14 protein-coding genes and 1 pseudogene are annotated in these 17,669 nt (G+C 40.2%); 9 read left to right on the top strand and 6 right to left on the bottom strand.

Annotated elements, in window-relative coordinates:
* Positions 1 to 355 precede the first annotated feature (355 nt).
* Positions 356 to 838, top strand: coding sequence for a 2-amino-4-hydroxy-6-hydroxymethyldihydropteridine diphosphokinase (gene folK / locus ACMX3D_RS26690; RefSeq protein ID WP_482752434.1), 483 nt, complete (start codon positions 356 to 358; stop codon positions 836 to 838).
* An 87-nt stretch (positions 839 to 925) separates the two neighbouring features.
* Entirely contained in the window at positions 926 to 1,471 is a 546-nt protein-coding gene (locus ACMX3D_RS26685; RefSeq protein ID WP_482748793.1) for an NUDIX hydrolase, read from the top strand.
* 256 nt (positions 1,472 to 1,727) lie between these two features.
* On the opposite strand, the gene ACMX3D_RS26680 is transcribed toward ACMX3D_RS26685, so the two are convergent.
* The 4 genes and pseudogenes from ACMX3D_RS26680 to ACMX3D_RS26665 all read right to left on the bottom strand — a co-directional run bounded on the left by ACMX3D_RS26680 (position 1,728) and on the right by ACMX3D_RS26665 (position 4,358).
* Positions 1,728 to 2,063: an element excision factor XisI family protein gene (locus ACMX3D_RS26680; protein WP_482748792.1), complete on the bottom strand. Its 336-nt coding sequence runs from the start codon at positions 2,061 to 2,063 to the stop codon at positions 1,728 to 1,730.
* Positions 2,051 to 2,470 (bottom strand): annotated as a pseudogene (locus tag ACMX3D_RS26675) (XisH family protein). The gene ACMX3D_RS26680 and the pseudogene ACMX3D_RS26675 overlap by 13 nt, the downstream one beginning before the upstream one ends.
* A gap of 1 nt (position 2,471) precedes the next feature.
* Entirely contained in the window at positions 2,472 to 3,122 is a 651-nt protein-coding gene (locus ACMX3D_RS26670) for an HAD-IA family hydrolase (protein ID WP_482748791.1), read from the bottom strand.
* Positions 3,123 to 3,158: 36 nt separating this feature from the next.
* Positions 3,159 to 4,358, bottom strand: coding sequence for an NAD(P)/FAD-dependent oxidoreductase (locus tag ACMX3D_RS26665; protein ID WP_482748790.1), 1,200 nt, complete (start codon positions 4,356 to 4,358; stop codon positions 3,159 to 3,161).
* Between the two features lie 180 nt (positions 4,359 to 4,538).
* Here ACMX3D_RS26665 and ACMX3D_RS26660 point away from each other — a divergent pair, with 180 nt between their 5' ends.
* The 5 genes from ACMX3D_RS26660 to ACMX3D_RS26640 all read left to right on the top strand — a co-directional run bounded on the left by ACMX3D_RS26660 (position 4,539) and on the right by ACMX3D_RS26640 (position 9,894).
* Positions 4,539 to 6,764 carry an FdhF/YdeP family oxidoreductase gene (locus ACMX3D_RS26660; RefSeq protein WP_482748789.1) on the top strand — a complete coding sequence of 742 codons (2,226 nt, stop codon included), beginning with the start codon at positions 4,539 to 4,541 and terminating at the stop codon, positions 6,762 to 6,764.
* Between the two features lie 21 nt (positions 6,765 to 6,785).
* On the top strand, positions 6,786 to 7,331 hold the full coding sequence (locus tag ACMX3D_RS26655; RefSeq protein ID WP_482748788.1) for an ADP-ribosylglycohydrolase family protein: 546 nt from the start codon (positions 6,786 to 6,788) through the stop codon (positions 7,329 to 7,331).
* 167 nt (positions 7,332 to 7,498) lie between these two features.
* Complete coding sequence (locus ACMX3D_RS26650; protein ID WP_482748787.1) at positions 7,499 to 8,632, top strand: ISAs1 family transposase; 1,134 nt, start codon at positions 7,499 to 7,501, stop codon at positions 8,630 to 8,632.
* A 244-nt stretch (positions 8,633 to 8,876) separates the two neighbouring features.
* Positions 8,877 to 9,146 carry an ADP-ribosylglycohydrolase family protein gene (locus ACMX3D_RS26645; RefSeq protein ID WP_482752433.1) on the top strand — a complete coding sequence of 90 codons (270 nt, stop codon included), beginning with the start codon at positions 8,877 to 8,879 and terminating at the stop codon, positions 9,144 to 9,146.
* Positions 9,147 to 9,480: 334 nt separating this feature from the next.
* Positions 9,481 to 9,894 (top strand): PPC domain-containing DNA-binding protein, encoded by a 414-nt coding sequence (locus ACMX3D_RS26640; protein ID WP_482748786.1) that lies wholly within the window; start codon positions 9,481 to 9,483, stop codon positions 9,892 to 9,894.
* Positions 9,895 to 9,939: 45 nt separating this feature from the next.
* Here ACMX3D_RS26640 and ACMX3D_RS26635 read toward each other — a convergent pair whose 3' ends face one another.
* The gene (locus ACMX3D_RS26635) at positions 9,940 to 10,830 is read right to left on the bottom strand and encodes a LysR family transcriptional regulator (RefSeq protein ID WP_482748785.1); all 891 of its coding nucleotides are present in this window, start codon (positions 10,828 to 10,830) and stop codon (positions 9,940 to 9,942) included.
* Between the two features lie 410 nt (positions 10,831 to 11,240).
* Between ACMX3D_RS26635 and ACMX3D_RS26630 the strand changes: the two genes are divergently transcribed.
* Together ACMX3D_RS26630 and ACMX3D_RS26625 are read left to right on the top strand one after the other, a co-directional pair.
* On the top strand, positions 11,241 to 13,013 hold the full coding sequence (locus tag ACMX3D_RS26630) for an SUMF1/EgtB/PvdO family nonheme iron enzyme (RefSeq protein WP_482748784.1): 1,773 nt from the start codon (positions 11,241 to 11,243) through the stop codon (positions 13,011 to 13,013).
* A gap of 297 nt (positions 13,014 to 13,310) precedes the next feature.
* Entirely contained in the window at positions 13,311 to 16,322 is a 3,012-nt protein-coding gene (locus tag ACMX3D_RS26625) for a methyl-accepting chemotaxis protein (protein ID WP_482748783.1), read from the top strand.
* 32 nt (positions 16,323 to 16,354) lie between these two features.
* Here the strand turns inward: ACMX3D_RS26625 and ACMX3D_RS26620 are convergent, their stop codons facing one another.
* Entirely contained in the window at positions 16,355 to 17,212 is an 858-nt protein-coding gene (locus ACMX3D_RS26620; RefSeq protein WP_482748782.1) for a fasciclin domain-containing protein, read from the bottom strand.
* Positions 17,213 to 17,669 lie beyond the last annotated feature (457 nt).

Here is a 17,669-nt window from a genome sequence, read left to right as displayed (position 1 = left end):
TTCCTCCTTGTCAGAGTCACTCAAACTTTGTTAGTTGTTGCTTGAATCAGGAGGTGAGATTCCCCACGTTAGTTCCTTGCTCCAAGTAATCGCAGATTAACCACCTAAAACACTTTTAAGCGGTTAATTAACTACGTTCGTGTTAGTATATTATCCTATAAATAAATAACTGAATTCATTGCTACATAAAATATTATTGTCATAGTTAATAGTTGAAATTTGTCAAGATTAACTCGGTAATTTTATTTAATTCTTAAAAGAAAAATTGTTAAAAGTATCCGGACATAATGGGGAGCAAAACATTATAAATCAGCCTAATGATAGTGGGCAAGAATTGCTGAGTTCTCAAGGACGCGTGCGGATAGCTGTAGCGCTTGGTAGTAATCTTGGTGAATCTGAGAAAATATTAGAAGCAGCGATCGCGCAATTAAGCGCCACACCAAAAATTCAATTAGAAGCAATATCCAGTTGGTATAGAACTAAAGCAATAGGGCCACCACAACCAGATTACATTAATGGCTGTGCGATATTACAAGTAGAGATCACACCGCAGTTATTACTAGAAACTTTGTTAGCCACAGAACAGCAATTTGGGCGAGTGCGGCAAGAACGCTGGGGGCCGCGATCGCTTGATTTAGATTTATTGTTGTATGATCAAGTAATTCTCGATACACCCAACTTGCAAATCCCCCATCCCCGAATGCGAGAGAGAGCATTTGTTTTAGTTCCCCTCGCCGAGATAGCCCCTGATTGGATCGAGCCAGTTTCCGGATACACGATCAAACAGTTGGTAAAAGATGTAGACTGTTCTGATGTACATTTACTGAAGAGCAATTAAAGTCACCACCCATAAACACACAAAATCCTGATCCCACAAACGGCAACAGTGTTTGTTCGTTGATTTTGAAAAGATAAAACCATAACTATGCCATTAGGTAGAGAATTACCGCAATTATTAAAACAACGCCTATTTCATAAAGGACGCAAATTCGATTTTGAAGTGAATCGCTTGCGCTTACCAAATAAATCAGAAGGAGAATGGGAGTGTATTCGTCACCCAGGCGGGGCGTTGGCTGTACCTGTGACAAATGAAGGAAAACTGGTACTCGTGCGTCAATATCGCTTCGCAGTTCAAGGACGAATATTAGAATTTCCAGCAGGTACTTTAGAAGCCAACGAAGATCCGCAAGCAACCATCAAACGTGAAATTGAAGAAGAAACTGGCTATAGCGCTCAAAAATGGCGCAAACTGGGAGAATTTTTCCTTGCACCAGGCTATTCTGATGAAATTATTTATGCGTATCTCGCCCAAGATTTAGAAAAGCTAGACACCCCACCAAAACAAGACGAAGACGAAGACATTGAAACTGTACTGCTGACTCCAGAAGAACTAGAAACAGCAATTTTGCAAGGTGAACCCGTAGATGCTAAATCAATTTCTAGCTTTTTCCTAGCACGTCCTTTTTTGTAGCTACTAAGAAAAAGTACGCTAACTCTCTAACTTGAATATTAGGGCAAAAGGCGATCGCTGCCAAAGTTTCTCAGGCTAAAGGCGATCGCTTTTTGTTTGGGCTTTATACCAATTCTCGATGAAGATGTACATAATTTTAGGATAAAAACCTCTGCTTACCTCTGCGCTAACCTCCGTTTACCTTTGCGTTAAAAAAATCTAGGATTTGAAGCAGCTTCACAAAAATAGTATAAAAAATAACTTACACAAATTTTGTTTAACAAACTCCAAATCTAGTGTATTCTCGCACATATGGAGGTTGAAGCCCCAAAATAATATCTTCTTTTGCAACGCCCTTGGCTATTAATCTATCGGCAACTACTGTGTCTGTTTGATTACGTTGAATCCAAATTTTTTCTTCTCTAATTTCTAAATGCAGCACACAGTTGTAAATCCGCCGATGTCCATTCCATCCCAAGTCAATTAATAAATAACGATCATTGGTTAAATCAAAGACTGTTTCTGATTCAATATCTCCTCCTAAAGTTTTTCCTTGAGATTCTTCTTTTAATAACTGCTGAATATATTGGCGATATTTGTTTAATTTATCCATTTGACAATTACCTCATTTCTTGAATCATAAATTATTAATTTAATTTGATATTTTTTAATAGAAGCTTTGGGTCAATCTCGATAAAAGAATGAATCATAGGCTTCAATAGGAACAGCTAAATAAAGAAGACGTTCTGGTTCAGTTTCTTCTAAAACTAGACGGTAATTCAAAAATTGTCCCAAAGCTAGATGAAAATCAAAAATAGCTGAATCGCTTAGAAAACTTTTAACTTCTACAGCTATTTTTTGTTCAGACTTTTCTGCTCCTAGAAGTTGCTCTGCTCCTAAATATATGGAAATTTTATCCTCTTCACCATATTCAATCCGTAATGGGTCATGAGTAATTATCCATCCTTCTTTTTCTAAGCCTTGTTTGACAGCGTTATGAAATTTGTCTCTAGCAGACATTCTATTCTTTATCCCGATTTATCCAAATACCTCTCATCCCAGCGGCTTTCGCTCCTTGATAGTCTTCGATAATACTGTCACCAATATGCCATGCTGCCTCTGGTAAACAATCATGTTTTTCTAAAGCAACAGCAAAAATCAGGGGATCAGGTTTAGCAGCACGTACCTGAGTCGAAATAGTCACCGAAGTGAAATAATCACTAATTCCTAGACTTTGCAACACTGAATAAATTCGAGAATCAAAATTAGAGATGATTCCCAGTTCAATACCCAAACGTCGCCAGTTCATTAGAGATGGCAAAACATCAGAATAAATAAACCAAGGTTCAGCCGTGCCGAAGTGAATATAAAGTTCGCTAAAAAAAGCTGAAAAGTCAGAAAATTGCTGGAGAACACCAGCCGTTTCAAAGGTATTTAGAGCAATTAAACGCCACCAATCAAACTCTCGTTGTGGAATATCCGTTGGTTCTGCATCTAAGAATATCGGCGGTGGTGCCGCTTTAAAACATTGGATAAATGCTTTATTTAATCTGGCCGCAGAAACTCCTACGCCAAATTCTTTGGCTATCTGACTATATACTTCGCCTACACTGCCTTTTACGCCAAATATTGTGCCGACAGCATCCAGAAAAATAACTTTCGGTCGTTCCATCAAATTATCTGTGATTATGTATTTTGAATCTAAGAGTTAGATTGACTGAGAAAGTGTCTCTATAATAGGACGGACTAGCCAATTAAAACCAACTTTGAGTTGATGCTCTAAAGTCGGCATCCGATACAGATAAGCCAGACGACGAGCGACATATCCTAAAGAACCATCTAGTTTAATTCCTAAACCAGTTAAAGTAGCATTGTCTGTTCCCAGTGCCATCATTTCCCCTAGTTGCTGATAGCGGAAGGGCAGTAGTGGGCGACCAGTCAGAGAAGCCCAGATATTCCAAGCAGTATAATCAGCTTGTTGAAAAGCAGCTTGGGCTGTAGCAGGAACTTGCTGATCTTCAGCATCACGACAGTCTGCTAAATCTCCCAAGGCAAAAATTTCTGGGTGGTCAAGCACTTGTAAAGTAGATGTGGTCGTGATTTGATGACGCTGGTTTTGCTTGAAAGGTAAATTTCTGACTACAGGTGCTACTTGTGTGCCTACAGTCCAAATTACTAAATCTACAGGAATTGTATCGATCTGATTTTTGTATTCTAGGGAAATAGTATCTGCACCAATAGATTCGACTTTAGTTTCTAAATCAATAAATACACCCCGTGCTTCTAAAGCTTTTTTGGCAGCTTCGCGGTTAAACTCTGGGGAAGTGCGTAAAATTTGATCGCTGATTTCAATTAACCGCAAGCGTCCTTTTTCGCCTAACCTGTCGGCTAATTTACAAGCTAATTCCACACCACTGTAACCAGCCCCAACAATTGCTACACGAACTTTGTCAGCATCAGATTCTTGCAAAATTTGCAGCTTTTGTTCTAAGCGGTAAGCATCGGCGATGGTGCGGAAAGGTAGGGCGTAAGATATAGCACCAGGAACCATATCTAGTGGTGTTTCGCCACCCAAAGCTAGGACTAAGCGGTCGTAGGAAAGTTCTGGGCCGTCTTGTAATTGTACCCGTTGTTGGTCGGTATCAATTCCCGATACAACAGCTTGGTAAAAGCGCACACCTGTACCTTGGAGAAGTTCGGCGAAGGGGGGAGCAATTTCCCAAGTTTGCAGTTCGCCTGTGAGTAATTCGTAGAGTAAAGGGGAAAATAGAAAGCGATCGCTTTGATCTACCAGTACAATTTCGGGTTTTTGCTGAGATTCCCAAGGTAACTGGCTTAAGCGCAACGCAGTGTAGAGACCACCAAAGCCTCCACCAAGGATCACAATTCTTGTAGTTTGTTTAGTCATCATTTGTATAGGACGGTCAATCCCAGCAGGCCATCTACCTCTCAGTGTAATGATTTATTTCGTTCTTTGTTCATCTTCGCTGAAATAGGAATTGCTAGTGCAACTTTGCATGATGATACTCAAATGCTACTCAAAACGGTAGTCTAATGGTGGTAGTTTGATTCACTCCCACACATCATTATGCTGCCTAAACCCAAGAAATATTGGACACCCCAGCACTGGGCGAGTTGGAAGCCCTTTGGCATTGGCGAACAGTACCCAAATAACTACTGGGAAGTCTTTCGGGCAATTTGGCTATCACGAGACAAACTACCTTATGCCTGGAATATCCTCAACCAAGGTGTGTGTGATGGCTGTGCTTTAGGCACAACTGGGATGAAAGATTGGACGCTAGATGGTATCCATCTCTGCAATGTTCGGTTGCGGCTATTGCGGATGAACACCATGCCAGCATTTGATCCGCATCTACTCAAAGATGTATCACAGTTACAAACGCAAAAAAGTTCGCAACTACGCGACTTGGGGCGACTTCCTTACCCGATGATGCGTCAACGTGGCGAAAAAGGTTTCCGTCGGGTTAGCTGGGATGAAGCGTTAGATGTAATTGCCCATCGTATCCGCGCTACCACACCAGATAGACTCAGTTTTTATATTACTAGTCGTGGTACTGTCAACGAAACTTATTACACTACTCAAAAAGCTGTACGGGCAATGGGCAGTAATAATATTGATAATGCCGCCCGTATTTGTCATTCTCCGAGTACCGCCGCCTTGAAAACATCTCTGGGTGCGGGGGCAACCACTTGTTCTTATAAAGACTGGATAGGTACTGATTTATTAGTTTTCATCGGTTCTAATGTTGCTAATAATCAACCTGTCACGGTGAAATATCTTCACTACGCCAAAAAAGCTGGCACGAAAATTGTGGTAATTAATACCTATCGCGAACCAGGAATGGAAAGATATTGGGTTCCTTCAATTGCCGAAAGTGCTTTGTTTGGGACTAAGTTTGCCGAAGATTTCTTTTTGGTCAATGGTGGCGGTGATTTGGCATTTTTGAATGGGACAATCAAACATTTGATTGCCTACAACTGGGTAGACCAGTCATTTATAGATAATTACACCACAGGCTTTGCCGAACTCAAAGCAACTTTAGAACAACAATCTTGGGATGAATTAGAACGACTTTCCGGTGCATCTCGCTATGACATGCACGCCTTTGCCCAAATGGTTGCAGCAGCGAATAAAGCGGTGTTTGTGTGGAGTATGGGCATTACGCAGCATGAGTGTGGTGAAGATAATGTCCGCAGTATCATTAATTTAGCGCTGACTAAAGGTTTTGTCGGGCGAGAAGGCTGTGGTTTGATGCCTATTCGCGGTCATTCTGGGGTGCAAGGCGGCGCAGAGATGGGATGTTACGCGACGGTGTTTCCTGGTGGTAAACCTATCAACGCAGACAATGCTGCTGAGTTAAGTCAAAAATGGGGTTTTGAAGTGCCAAGCACTAGAGGTTTAATTGCCCCAGAAATGATTGATGCTGCTTACGACGGACAGTTAGATGTGTTGTTTTCTGTGGGGGGGAATTTTTTAGAAGTTTTGCCAGAACCAGATTATGTTGAAGGTGCTTTGCAACGCATACCGCTGCGAGTACACATGGATATTGTGCTTTCTAGCCAAATGTTGGTAGAACCCGCAGATACAGTAGTGTTGTTACCTGCTACAACTCGCTATGAAGTGCCGGGAGGAGTCACAGAAACTACGACTGAACGGCGGATAATTTTCAGCCCGGAAATTCCCGGCCCGCGTATTGGTGAGGCGCTTCCAGAGTGGGAGGTGTTTGTGGAATTGGCAAAGCGGGTACGCCCAGATTTGGCAGAGAAGATTGATTTTGAAAATACTGCGGCTATTCGTGCAGAAATTGCCCAAGTTGTACCGTTATACGCCGGGATTCAACATTTACAACAGGCGGGCGACCAATTTCAATATGGTGGTTCTCATTTATGCTTTGGCTGGAATTTCGCAACACCTGATGGTAAGGCACATTTCACAGCTTTATCTCTCACTTCCAAAGAAATACCAGAAGGTTGTTTTTTGGTAGCTACACGTCGAGGCAAGCAGTTTAATAGTATGGTGCAAGAACGCAAAGATGCGATTACTGGGGCGTTACGCGAGGCTGTGTTAATGAATGCGGTTGATGCAGCGAAGTTGAAATTAAAAAATGGAGATCAGGTAATTTTGAAGAATGAATTAGGTGAGTTAATTGGCAGAATTTATATTGCACCTATTCAACGAGGAAATTTACAAGTTCATTGGCCGGAAGGTAATGTACTGCTTGATAAAAGTAAGCGATCGCTCGAAGGAGTCCCAGATTACAATGCTGTCGTAAGGCTGGAAAAACTCAATTAAATCATATCCCAGAATCTCAATATGCTAGGAGCGATCACAGGTGACATCATTGGTTCGATATATGAAGTCAACAATATCAAAACCAAAGCTTTTCCCTTATTCGACAGGCAATGTCGCTTTACAGATGATACTGTGCTAACAGTAGCAGTGGCAGAGATCATTCTCGATGGCGGTGACTTTCTAGACAGCAATCAATACATCGAGCAATTTAAGTCTTATTTCCGCCGTTATCCCTACGCTGGTTATGGTGGTACTTTTAGAAATTGGGCAAACTCTAACAACAATGAGCCATACAATAGTTGGGGTAATGGTTCGGCAATGCGAGTCAGTCCTATAGGATTTGCCTTTAATAATTTAGATACTGTACTGCAAGTAGCTAAACTTTGTGCGGAAGTCACTCATAATCATCCTGAAGGTATCAAAGGCGCTCAAGCCACAGCCACAGCTATCTTTCTGGCGCGTACAGGTTACGATAAACCTGCCATTAAATCGTATCTACAAAATACCTTTGGCTACGATTTAGAAATTACTCTTGACCAAATTAGACCTCAGGGCAAACGCATCTAAATATTGATGCACAGAACGAAAGAAGAGGCTTGGAAGTACAACCGTAAGCCATCAGTAACAATAAGAACTGATCGGTTGAGAAGAGAGTAGGGATACAGAACATAAACTCGGTATGGTATTGTCAAAAAGTATCCTCAAGAAAAAAAGCACGCTACACTGACGTTTGGATGAAGCTCAAGCCCAAAATCACAATAGCTGACCATTTTGCACAGATGTCAGATCCAAGAGTAGACCGCACAAGATTACATAAGCTAATTGATATTTTGACAATTGCGATTTGTGCAGTAATCTGTGGAGCAGATAGTTGGGTGGCAATAGAATTGTATGGCTGCACAAAGTATGAGTGGTTAAAAACATTTTTGGAGTTACCAAACGGAATACCATCACACGATACATTTGCAAGAGTGTTTGCACAATTGAATCCACAGCAATTTCAGTCATGTTTCTTAAACTGGATAAAATCAACTCAGAAGATAACAAATGGTGAAGTTGTAGCAATTGACGGTAAAACTTTATGTGGTTCTTATGATAAAAGTAGTGGTCAGAGTGCGATTCAAATGGTAAGTGCATGGGCAACTACGAATAAATTAGTGTTGGGACAGGTAAAAGTAAACGAAGCATCTAATGAAATTACAGCTATCCCAGAACTACTGAATGTTTTAGAGTTGAATGGTTGTATCGTGACAATTGATGCAATCGGTTGCCAAAAAGAAATTGTGAAGTTAATTACGCAACAAAACGCAGATTATGTAATCACCTTAAAAAAGAATCAGGGTAATCTATATGAGTTAGTAGAAGAACTATTAAGAACAGGAATAAGCACAGGGTTTGAAGGGCTTCACCATAGCACATATAAAACAGAAGAAACGGGGCATGGTCGTGATGAAATCCGCAATTATGTGATGTTATCTGGAATTGAATCTCAGCTTGACCCAGATTCAGTTTGGTCAAACTTAAAAAGTGTTGGGATGGTAGAGTCTGTTCGACAAATAGATGGTAAAACAACAGTGGAGACTCGTTATTATATTAGCAGTCTTGAGAATGATGCGAAAAAATTTGCTAATTGTGTTCGCAGTCATTGGGGCATAGAAAATTCGTTACATTGGGTATTAGATGTAACTTTAAAAGAAGATGACTGCCGGATTAGGAAAGATAATGCTCCACAAAATTTTGCAGTGATGCGGCAGATAGCAGTAAATCTTTTAGGTAAAGAGAAACGTGTGAAGCGGGGAATCAAAAATAAACAGTTTTTGGCAGCAATGGATAATAACTATTTAGAAAGAGTTTTAGCTTTAGCGTAAACTAACTTGTCAATAATTTGGTTAAGATTGTTGCTTATTTTTAAGGGTAAGCTTACTTATTTATAGCTGAATAGTTAGCTAATTTATCTTTAAACAAGAGTTATTTCATTAGCGATAAGCTAATTTACTTGTTAGCAAAAAAATCGATTTGTTCTATTTATATTTTGGTCAAGTTTTGCACTTATGAAAATGATTTTGAAATCCTTATTAGTTTTTGTTAGGAAATAAGGTGCGTTTTCCCTGAATTAGACCTAGTTACAAGTTCGATGTTTCTTGTCAAGGTTCTGTTCCCCAAGCAATTGTAGCTTTTTTAGAATCTAGTGATTACGAAGATGCCATCCGCAATGCAATTTCTTTAGGTGGAGATAGTGACACCATTGCTTGTATTACTGGCGGTATTGCCCAAGCATATTATGGTGGTATACCAAAAGCGATCGCCGAACAAGCACTATCTTATTTAAACGAGCATTTATATACAATTACCGCAAAGTTTATGTTGCAGTACTGTGCCTAGAAATTGTCCATAAATCATTGTTGAGGTTGTTTCAATTTGCATCAGGTATTTACTGATATCAACAATTTTATTTATATTTTAAAGTTATATGATGATTCATTTACATTCAAATTCCATCATTTTATAAAAAAGTAATTCCATGAATATTAGCTCCTATACTTTTTATGTATAGGAGCTAGAATTATAAAGCATTGGACGTTAACTAAATATTTTATTATTCTGATTTAGTTAGTAATACTAAACTGTTTAGCAGTAATTAGTTACATAATTAGTACTAAAAAGCTCTTGGTATTAAAAATTATATAAATGTAATAGTTGTCCAAATAAAAAATTAATGAAAATATTTGCGATTAGACTTAAACCCGATGAAGATTTAAGACAAAGTCTGAAAAACTTTGCCACACAGCAAAATATCCAAGCAGGGTTTATCTTAAGTGGAATCGGTAGCTTAAAACAAGCAACAATTCGCTTTGCTAATCAAGCTCACAGTACAGTTTTGAGAGAAAAATTAGAGATCCTGGCTCTTAATGGAACAATAGCAGCTCACGGCTTACATCTGCATATTGTTATTGCAGATCAACAAGGTAAAACTATTGGTGGACATCTTAATAATGGATGTATTATCTACACAACTGCGGAAATAGTGATTGGTGCTACTGAAGAGTTTCGTTTTGTGAGAAATTTTGATGAGCAGACAGGCTATCAAGAATTAGAGATTGAATTCTCGTCAACGCCCAATTGCAGTTAAAAGGATTAACAAGCGGATAAGTTGCCTTGAACGATTCAATAATCGTTAATCTTGAATATGTTCAAACAAAATTTTGAGATATTTATCTAAATGTTTAGTAGGTGTTTCTTTCCGCCACACAGCAGCTGAGCGGGCGTAATATATGGGATGGTAGAGCGGCATAAACACAACTTGGGGATGAGGCAGGGCTTCTGCCTCCTGGGGCATAACTGCTACTCCTTGCCTTGCAGCAACCAGAGCAATCATTGAGGCATGACTATCGGCAAACAGGTGCAGATTTGGCATGAAGCCAGCACAGCGACAAGTGTCGCGGATGCGATCGTTCCGCCCTGGAAAAGTTTCTTCAGACATTCCAATAAATTTTTCAGATGCCAGTTGGGCGAGATCAATCGAGGATTGATTTGCTAATGGATGCGTATCCGGTATCACAGCATAAATACGCACTTTTTTCACACACTTGACTGTAAACTCTTCGTCTAACTCATCGGGAGGATTGCCCATAAAAGCAATATCGATCACGCCATCTCGCAATGCTCTAACTTGTTCACTGGGCGGCATCTCCTGCAAACGCACCGCGACTTCAGGATAGGCAATTCCAAAGTTGTGTAGTGTTTGACCAAGAAAAGTTTGGAGGATGGTTGGGATATAGCCAATTACCAAAGGCTCATCTGTATCTTTGTAACGAGCCTTAATGGTTTGCACAGCTAGATAGCTACGATTCAAAATATCTTTTGCTGCTTCGAGAAAAAACTTTCCTGCTTCTGTAATTGTCAATCCATCAGATTGTCTCAGAAATAGTAAAACACCAAGTTCATCTTCGAGGTTTTTAATTTGACGGCTTAAGGCAGGCTGGGAAATATATAGGCGGACGGCAGCACGGCTAAAGTTGAGTTCTTCTGCAACAGTCACAAAATATTTAAGATGCCGTAATTCCATTAGCTGCGGTTGGTATACCTAAAAGTTATAGCTATGACAAGTATAAGGTATTGGACTCAAAATTCACTATGTAGATATTATTAGATACACAAACCAACACTTAGTAACATAGTCGGTAATAAAAAATATTTATGTCGAAATAGCACTGTTAGTTGTGTGCTTTTTCCTTTAAGTTAAATAGTGCAAACATTTCCATAAATAAGTTATGTTCTGATTTATCTAGAAAATGATAGGATGAGGGCGTTAAAAGTCGGCTGATATTTTAATTTTAGAAAGCTGCAATTAGATAGAAATTACCATCACAACCAGTTTGATAAATTAATTTTATAAAACAAATCTCAAAATCCTAGAAATCAGCTTTGTTTTGAGTTTATTTATGCCACACTACCATTTGGGCTTGACCAATAAGTATGGACTTCATCGGGGAACTACTAGATACACGCTACAAAATTGTTAAAAAACTAGGTGAAGGCAACTTTGGTGAAACTTATTTAGCTAGGGATCACAAACGTCCTAGCAAACCTTTATGTGTAGTGAAGCGACTGAAGCCAAAGCATACCCATCCCAGAGTTATGGAACTGTTTGAGCAAGAAGCAGTAATTCTCGAAAAGTTGGGAGAACATCCGCAAATTCCGCGTCTTTTGGCTCATTTTGCCGTTGATAATGACTTATATATTATTCAAGACTATGTAGAAGGACACACTCTGAGAAAAGAAATTGTGCCAAGAAAGCCAATGGCAGAAGCTGATGTTAAAAAGTTATTGCATGACATTTTGGAAGTTCTGGTTTTTGTTCATCAAAATAACGTCATTCACCGAGATATCAAACCAGAAAATGTCATGCGGCGTAAACATGATAACAAAATTGTGCTGATAGACTTTGGTTCTGTGAGAGAACTTGGCAGTATCTTAATTGATGTATATAAAATGATTCGCACAAGTGTGGTAGTTGGGACTCCAGGCTACATCCCCACAGAACAAGCCAAGGGTAAACCTCGCTTATGCAGTGACATTTATGCTTTAGGGATGATGGCTATTGAAGCCTTGACGGGTATTTCTCCCCATCTGCTGCAAGAAGATCCCCAGACAGGAAAACTTTTGTGGCGAGATTATGTCAACGTCAGTGATGCTTTTGCCGATGTTCTCGAAAAAATGATATGCGATCGCTACACTTTGCGCTATCCATCAGCAACAGAAGCATTACAAGCACTCACTGCAACTCAAGTTGTATCATTTTCTACTCAACCATTTCTACCCCTAGACCCCAACCCACCAGCAGAACCACAAATTAGTATTGAGTCTTTGGAATTAGATACAGTCATCTTACCCCTAGAACAATTTGAGTTTGAAATCACTTATATTTCTGAGAAAAGATCCTTGGCTTCCAAACCCAATTATGAAGTTAATCGTCGTCCTGGTGCGGCTCAATGCTTTATCGAAGATTTAAATAATGAAATTACCTTAGCAATGGTATCTATTCCTGGTGGACAATTTCTTATGGGTTCTCCAGAGGATGAACCAGAACGCTTTGAGGCCGAGAGTCCACAACATCTTGTCCAAGTCCCACCCTTTTTTATTGGTAAATTTCCTATTACCCAAGCACAATGGCAAGTTATTGCTGCACTTCCTGTAATTAACCGCAACCTTGAGCCTGAACCAGCTAGTATCAAAGGCACAAATCGCCCAGTAGAGCAAGTTTCTTGGGAAGATGCCGTAGAGTTTTGTGCTAGGCTGGCTCAAAAAACTGGGCGAAAATATCGCCTACCAAGTGAAGCTGAGTGGGAATATGCGTGTCGCGCCAAAACTACTACAGCTTTTCATTTTGGCGAAACACTCATACCTAGCTTGGCAAACTATAACAATTCGCTCTACAGCAATGACCAAGGCCAAGGAAATCATTGGCAAACAACTATAGTTGGTAGTTTTCCAGCTAATGCCTTTGGGTTATACGATATGCACGGGTTAGTCTGGGAATGGTGCGGGGATCACTGGCACGAAAATTATCAAGGCGCACCTGTTGATGGTAGTGTGTGGTTGTCTAACCATGATCATAAGTCTCGTGTGATTCGAGGTGGTTCTTGGAAAAACTCGTCTAGATTATGTCGGTCTGCCTATCGGAGTTGGAATCCTCAAAATGGACGAGGTAATCTTCTTGGTTTTCGCGTTGCAGTTTCTTTTAACTAACTTTGTGAACAATTAGACTTGTATCTGTCTGCTTAATTCAGTAATTTCACTAATAATATCAAGCAAAATAGCCTTCAGGTAGAGGTAAAAAAAGTACAATTTTGAAAATAATTTGTAATGTAGTATTAAGCCGATTACTGTTTAACCTCAGAAATTTGGCTCAAATATTTAATAAATTAGCAAAATTACCTGTATTTAAATTAACGCTGAATTTACCAATTAGGGTCGGTTCCTGATACGACCACTTCATTCCCAATATGCATGACAGATTCCGTCAATCTAGGAGAGGTTTTATTTATGACTCAGCCGTCTACCAATAAGCTCAAAAGTAATAGTGCGACTACTGAAATGGAACCACCCCTAGCTACCGCTATTAATTCTCAGCATAATATTGATCGCAATAGGGCAAAGCGCCACAATTCTTTCCGCCGTCCCCAGTCTCTTGTACCTTGGCAACAAGGACAGCAACAATGGAGCTTAAAATCGAAAGTTACTGGTTGGGCGATCGCTCTCAGCATATTACCAGTGTTGGGTATAGGAGCAGCCAGCTACTTTGGCAGTCAGTCGATAACTCAGCAAATTAACCAAGCCAAGTCAACCAACCCTACAGATTTGGCAAAAGCGGAAATTACCCTCAAGCAATACCAAACATCTTTGTTGTGGGGAACAGGCATCATCGCTATCTTATCAGGAGCGATCGCAGCTATCATCTCCCGTCGTCTCACAAAACCAGTGCTTTCGGCTGCGGAAATTTCTACAGTTTTAGTTAATAGATTAAGTCGTCGAGAAGAAATAGCAACTCAAGCTGATGTTGAGGAACAAGATGAATTAGTTGCACTCAAAGCCAACATTAACCAGCTACAACTTCAGTTACCAGTCTTACTCTCGAAACAAGAAACTGAAGCTGAACGTTCTCAAGTCTTAATTAACTTGACTCGCCGGATGCAGGAAGCCCTCTCGGAAGAAGATTTGCTGAGAACAACAGTAGAAGAAGTTCGCAAAGCTTTGAGAATAGACCGTGTAGTCATTTTTCAATTTGACTCTAATTGGAATGGCACGTTTGTAGAAGAATCTGCCGCACCGGGTTTGCCCAAGATATTATGGGCGACTGTATTTGATCCCTGTTTTCAAGAAAAATACATTGAACAGTACCGACAAGGACGTGTCCGCGCCATAAATAACATTTATCAAGCTGACCTGACAGATTGTCACATCGGTTTATTAGAAAGATTTGGAGTCAAAGCAAATTTAGTTGCACCAATTCTCAAAAATAACCAGCTATTTGGCTTGCTTATTGGTCATCAATGTTCTGCACCCCGCTTTTGGCAACAAGCGGAAATCGATTTATTTGCTCAAGTTGCCACGCAACTAGGATTTGCCCTCGACCACACCAGATTAGTTGAACAAATAGACAAAAGAGCTGACCAAGCTCATGTAGTGATTAATATTACTCGCAAAATTCGGGAATCGCTCAACGAAGAAGATGTCCTCAAAACTACCGTTGAAGAAATTCGCAAAGCCATCAGCACAGACCGAGTAATGGTTTATGGTTTTGATGCCGACTGGTATGGTACAGTCATCGCCGAAGCTGTAGTTCCAGGCTTTCCCAAAGCATTACGTGCCAAAATTAAAGACCCTTGCTTTGCTGAAGGTTATGTAGACCAATACAGAGCAGGTCGAGTCCAGGCGACCAATGACATTTACAAAGCAGGTCTGAGTGCTTGTCACATCAGCCAACTTGAACCTTTCGCTGTCAAGGCAAATTTAGTCGCACCAATTCTCAAAGACGACCAGTTATTCGGTTTATTAATTGCCCATCAGTGTTCTGCCCCAAGAGAGTGGCAACAGCCAGAAATTGATTTAGTAACTCAATTAGCAATGCAGGTGGGATTTGCTCTCGACCATGCCAGATTACTCCAACGCATTGATGCTGAAGGAGTACGCACCCAGTTACTTGTAGACATTACTCGCAAAATTCGGGAATCGCTCAACGAAGAAGATGTCCTCAAAACTACCGTTGAAGAAATTCGCAAAGCCATCAGCACAGACCGAGTAATGGTTTATGGTTTTGATACCGACTGGTATGGTACAGTCATCGCCGAAGCTGTAGTTCCAGGCTTTCCCAAAGCATTACGTGCCAAAATTAAAGACCCTTGCTTTGCTGAAGGTTATGTAGACCAATACAGAGCAGGTCGAGTCCAGGCGACCAATGACATTTACAAAGCAGGTCTGAGTGCTTGTCACATCAGCCAACTTGAACCTTTCGCTGTCAAGGCAAATTTAGTCGCACCAATTCTCAAAGACGACCAGTTATTCGGTTTATTAATTGCTCATCAGTGTTCTGCCCCAAGAGAGTGGCAACAAACAGAAATTGATTTATTCGCTCAGTTAGCGATGCAGGTGGGATTTGCCCTTGACCATGCGCGGCTTTTAGAGCAAGTAGAACAATCTTATGAATCTGTGGAATCTGCCTTGGAACAGCAACATCTGCGTCAAAAAGTGTTGCAATCTCAAGTATCAAATGTACTGAAAGATCATGAAACTGTGGTGGCAACTTTTTTCGGTCAAGCAATGAGCCAAATGGATTCTGCCACAGATACTCATCATCAAATTCAAGCATTAGCTAGTGCAACACAGGAAATCTTTCTGCGTGTGCAAGAACTAGAAAACCAAGTCCAACAAATCTACGTGCAAGTAGAAATTGGGCAACAAGGTATGAATGGATTTTTAGAAGAAATTTCAGATGTTGGTACTAAGGTTGTAGAAGCTGTCACCAGGCTGAAACATTTTGAACAGCCATCTCAAACACTGTTATCTAAAGTCAACTTGATTGCACAAGTAGCATCACAAATGAAGCGTCAGGCGATGAAGGTTGTTTTTGAGGCAGTACGGACTGGAGAAGAAGGCCAAGATGTTACCACTACTGAGGAAGTACTTGTTTTGGCGCAGCAGTTGGATGATGAGATTGTAGAAATTAAATCTTTAGTAGGAGAAATTTATTCAGCCAATCACGAATTAACAGCCCTAATGCAGGTAGGAGAGCAACAAGCGATCGCAGGTATTCAACAAGTCGAAGTCACTCAGCAAGCTCTCAATCAAATTACCACTATGAGTAACCAAGTGAATGTGTTGCTAGGAGAATTAATCCAAACTGCTACCAACCAAGTAGCAATTTCTACCACAGCCAGCCAATCTATTCAAGAATTTGCCAGCACGTCGAAACAGACAACTGAACAAGCAGTTAACTTAGCTAAAGATTTAGCTAAATTAACTGCGATCGCTCAAGAATGGACGGAGGATGAAGATTAACAATCAATCTTCTACTCCTCCTTTCAGCTAATCTACAAGCTAGGCGGTAAAATCACGTTGTCGATCGCATGAATCACACCGTTACTGCCTTGAATATCTGGCTGAATGACTTTGCCATCATTCACTACTACCTCATTGCCCTCAACTTTCACAGAAATTGGATCTCCTTGCAAGCTGGTTACTTGACCAGATTTCAAGTCTGAGGACAATACTTTGCCAGGTACTACATGGTAAGTTAATATCTTCACCAGTACTTCTTTATTTTCTGGCTTCAACAAATCGTTTAAAGCATCTTGGGGCAGTTTGGCAAAGGCTGCATCAGTAGGGGCAAAAATGGTGAAAGGCCCTGCACCTTGTAAAGTTTCTATCAACCCAGCAGCTTTTAAGGCTTTGGTCAGTGTTGTAAACGAACTGTTGGATTCTGCCAGGGCAACAACATTCTGGTTTTTGTTGGTTGTGCCGCTGGTTGCAGGTTTAGTAGGTGTTTCACTAGTTGGAACTTCTGTTGCGGGAGGTTGACCCGGTGTTGCTGCTGGTGGCGTGCTGGGAGTAGGTGCAGTTTCGCTAGGCGTAGCCTGATTTTTCCGGTTATAAGGAGGCTCGTCAAAAATGCTTGGTCTAGGATTTAGCCCTCTATTTGTAGGTTTTTGAGCTACTAAATTTCTGTTACGAACGTTGTTTTTATCTGTAGCGATCGCAGGCTCAGTTGGTGTATAACTAGCATTGGACTGAACGCGTTGACTCCGGTTATAGGGAGCTTCGCTGAAAATGCTAGGATTCGGATTTAGTACTTGTTTTGCTTGTGATGGTAAAGTAATCAGGAGACTTATCCCTGCTAACCCTGCCATACCTGCTAAATTAGTCAATAACTTGCTGTAATTCCCCTTCATAAATTTTGTTTGTTTTTATTTGACACAGCTTACATAAAGACTTATACCACTTTGCCACACAAAAAATCTAACCTAGCAAGTAAGATTTTGAATATTACTTTCCTGTTTATTTTGCTATTGAACTATTAGGAAATAAAGCTATTAATAGCATAATCGCTTACAATAGGAGTATAAAAATTATCTGAAGAATTTAACCTGATAAAGGAGTTTTGAAACAGATTCATCTGAGAAAATTTTGGTGGCGATCGCCAGGCAAGATGACATTTCTTTCGTAACTTGTGATGCCAAAATGATTAACTATCCTCATGTCCAAACTATTTGGTAATTCACTCTTTTTAAATCCGAGTATTTAGCCTTTAGTAGTAAAAATGTTTAAGAGAAAATTAAATATTTGACAACTATGAACTTATCCCAAAAAATCTGTGCTTGAAGTCATATTTATGACAGAAAAATTGTT

This window comes from Anabaena sp. TISTR 8404, from assembly GCF_056847745.1.
The sequence above is the reverse complement of the archived record's forward strand: the minus strand, read 5'-3'. Positions and strand labels throughout refer to the sequence as shown.

Bases quoted from the DNA above. Each gene is read 5' to 3' on its own strand.
- ACMX3D_RS26685 (WP_482748793.1), top strand. From the start codon at position 926: ATGCCATTAGGTAGAGAATTACCGCAATTATTAAAACAACGCCTATTT.
- ACMX3D_RS26680 (WP_482748792.1), bottom strand. From the start codon at position 2,063: ATGGATAAATTAAACAAATATCGCCAATATATTCAGCAGTTATTAAAA.
- ACMX3D_RS26625 (WP_482748783.1), top strand. From the start codon at position 13,311: ATGACTCAGCCGTCTACCAATAAGCTCAAAAGTAATAGTGCGACTACT.
- ACMX3D_RS26640 (WP_482748786.1), top strand. From the start codon at position 9,481: ATGAAAATATTTGCGATTAGACTTAAACCCGATGAAGATTTAAGACAA.
- ACMX3D_RS26670 (WP_482748791.1), bottom strand. From the start codon at position 3,122: ATGGAACGACCGAAAGTTATTTTTCTGGATGCTGTCGGCACAATATTT.
- ACMX3D_RS26620 (WP_482748782.1), bottom strand. From the start codon at position 17,212: ATGAAGGGGAATTACAGCAAGTTATTGACTAATTTAGCAGGTATGGCA.
- ACMX3D_RS26665 (WP_482748790.1), bottom strand. From the start codon at position 4,358: ATGACTAAACAAACTACAAGAATTGTGATCCTTGGTGGAGGCTTTGGT.
- ACMX3D_RS26660 (WP_482748789.1), top strand. From the start codon at position 4,539: ATGCTGCCTAAACCCAAGAAATATTGGACACCCCAGCACTGGGCGAGT.
- ACMX3D_RS26650 (WP_482748787.1), top strand. From the start codon at position 7,499: ATGAAGCTCAAGCCCAAAATCACAATAGCTGACCATTTTGCACAGATG.
- ACMX3D_RS26630 (WP_482748784.1), top strand. From the start codon at position 11,241: ATGGACTTCATCGGGGAACTACTAGATACACGCTACAAAATTGTTAAA.
- ACMX3D_RS26655 (WP_482748788.1), top strand. From the start codon at position 6,786: ATGCTAGGAGCGATCACAGGTGACATCATTGGTTCGATATATGAAGTC.
- ACMX3D_RS26635 (WP_482748785.1), bottom strand. From the start codon at position 10,830: ATGGAATTACGGCATCTTAAATATTTTGTGACTGTTGCAGAAGAACTC.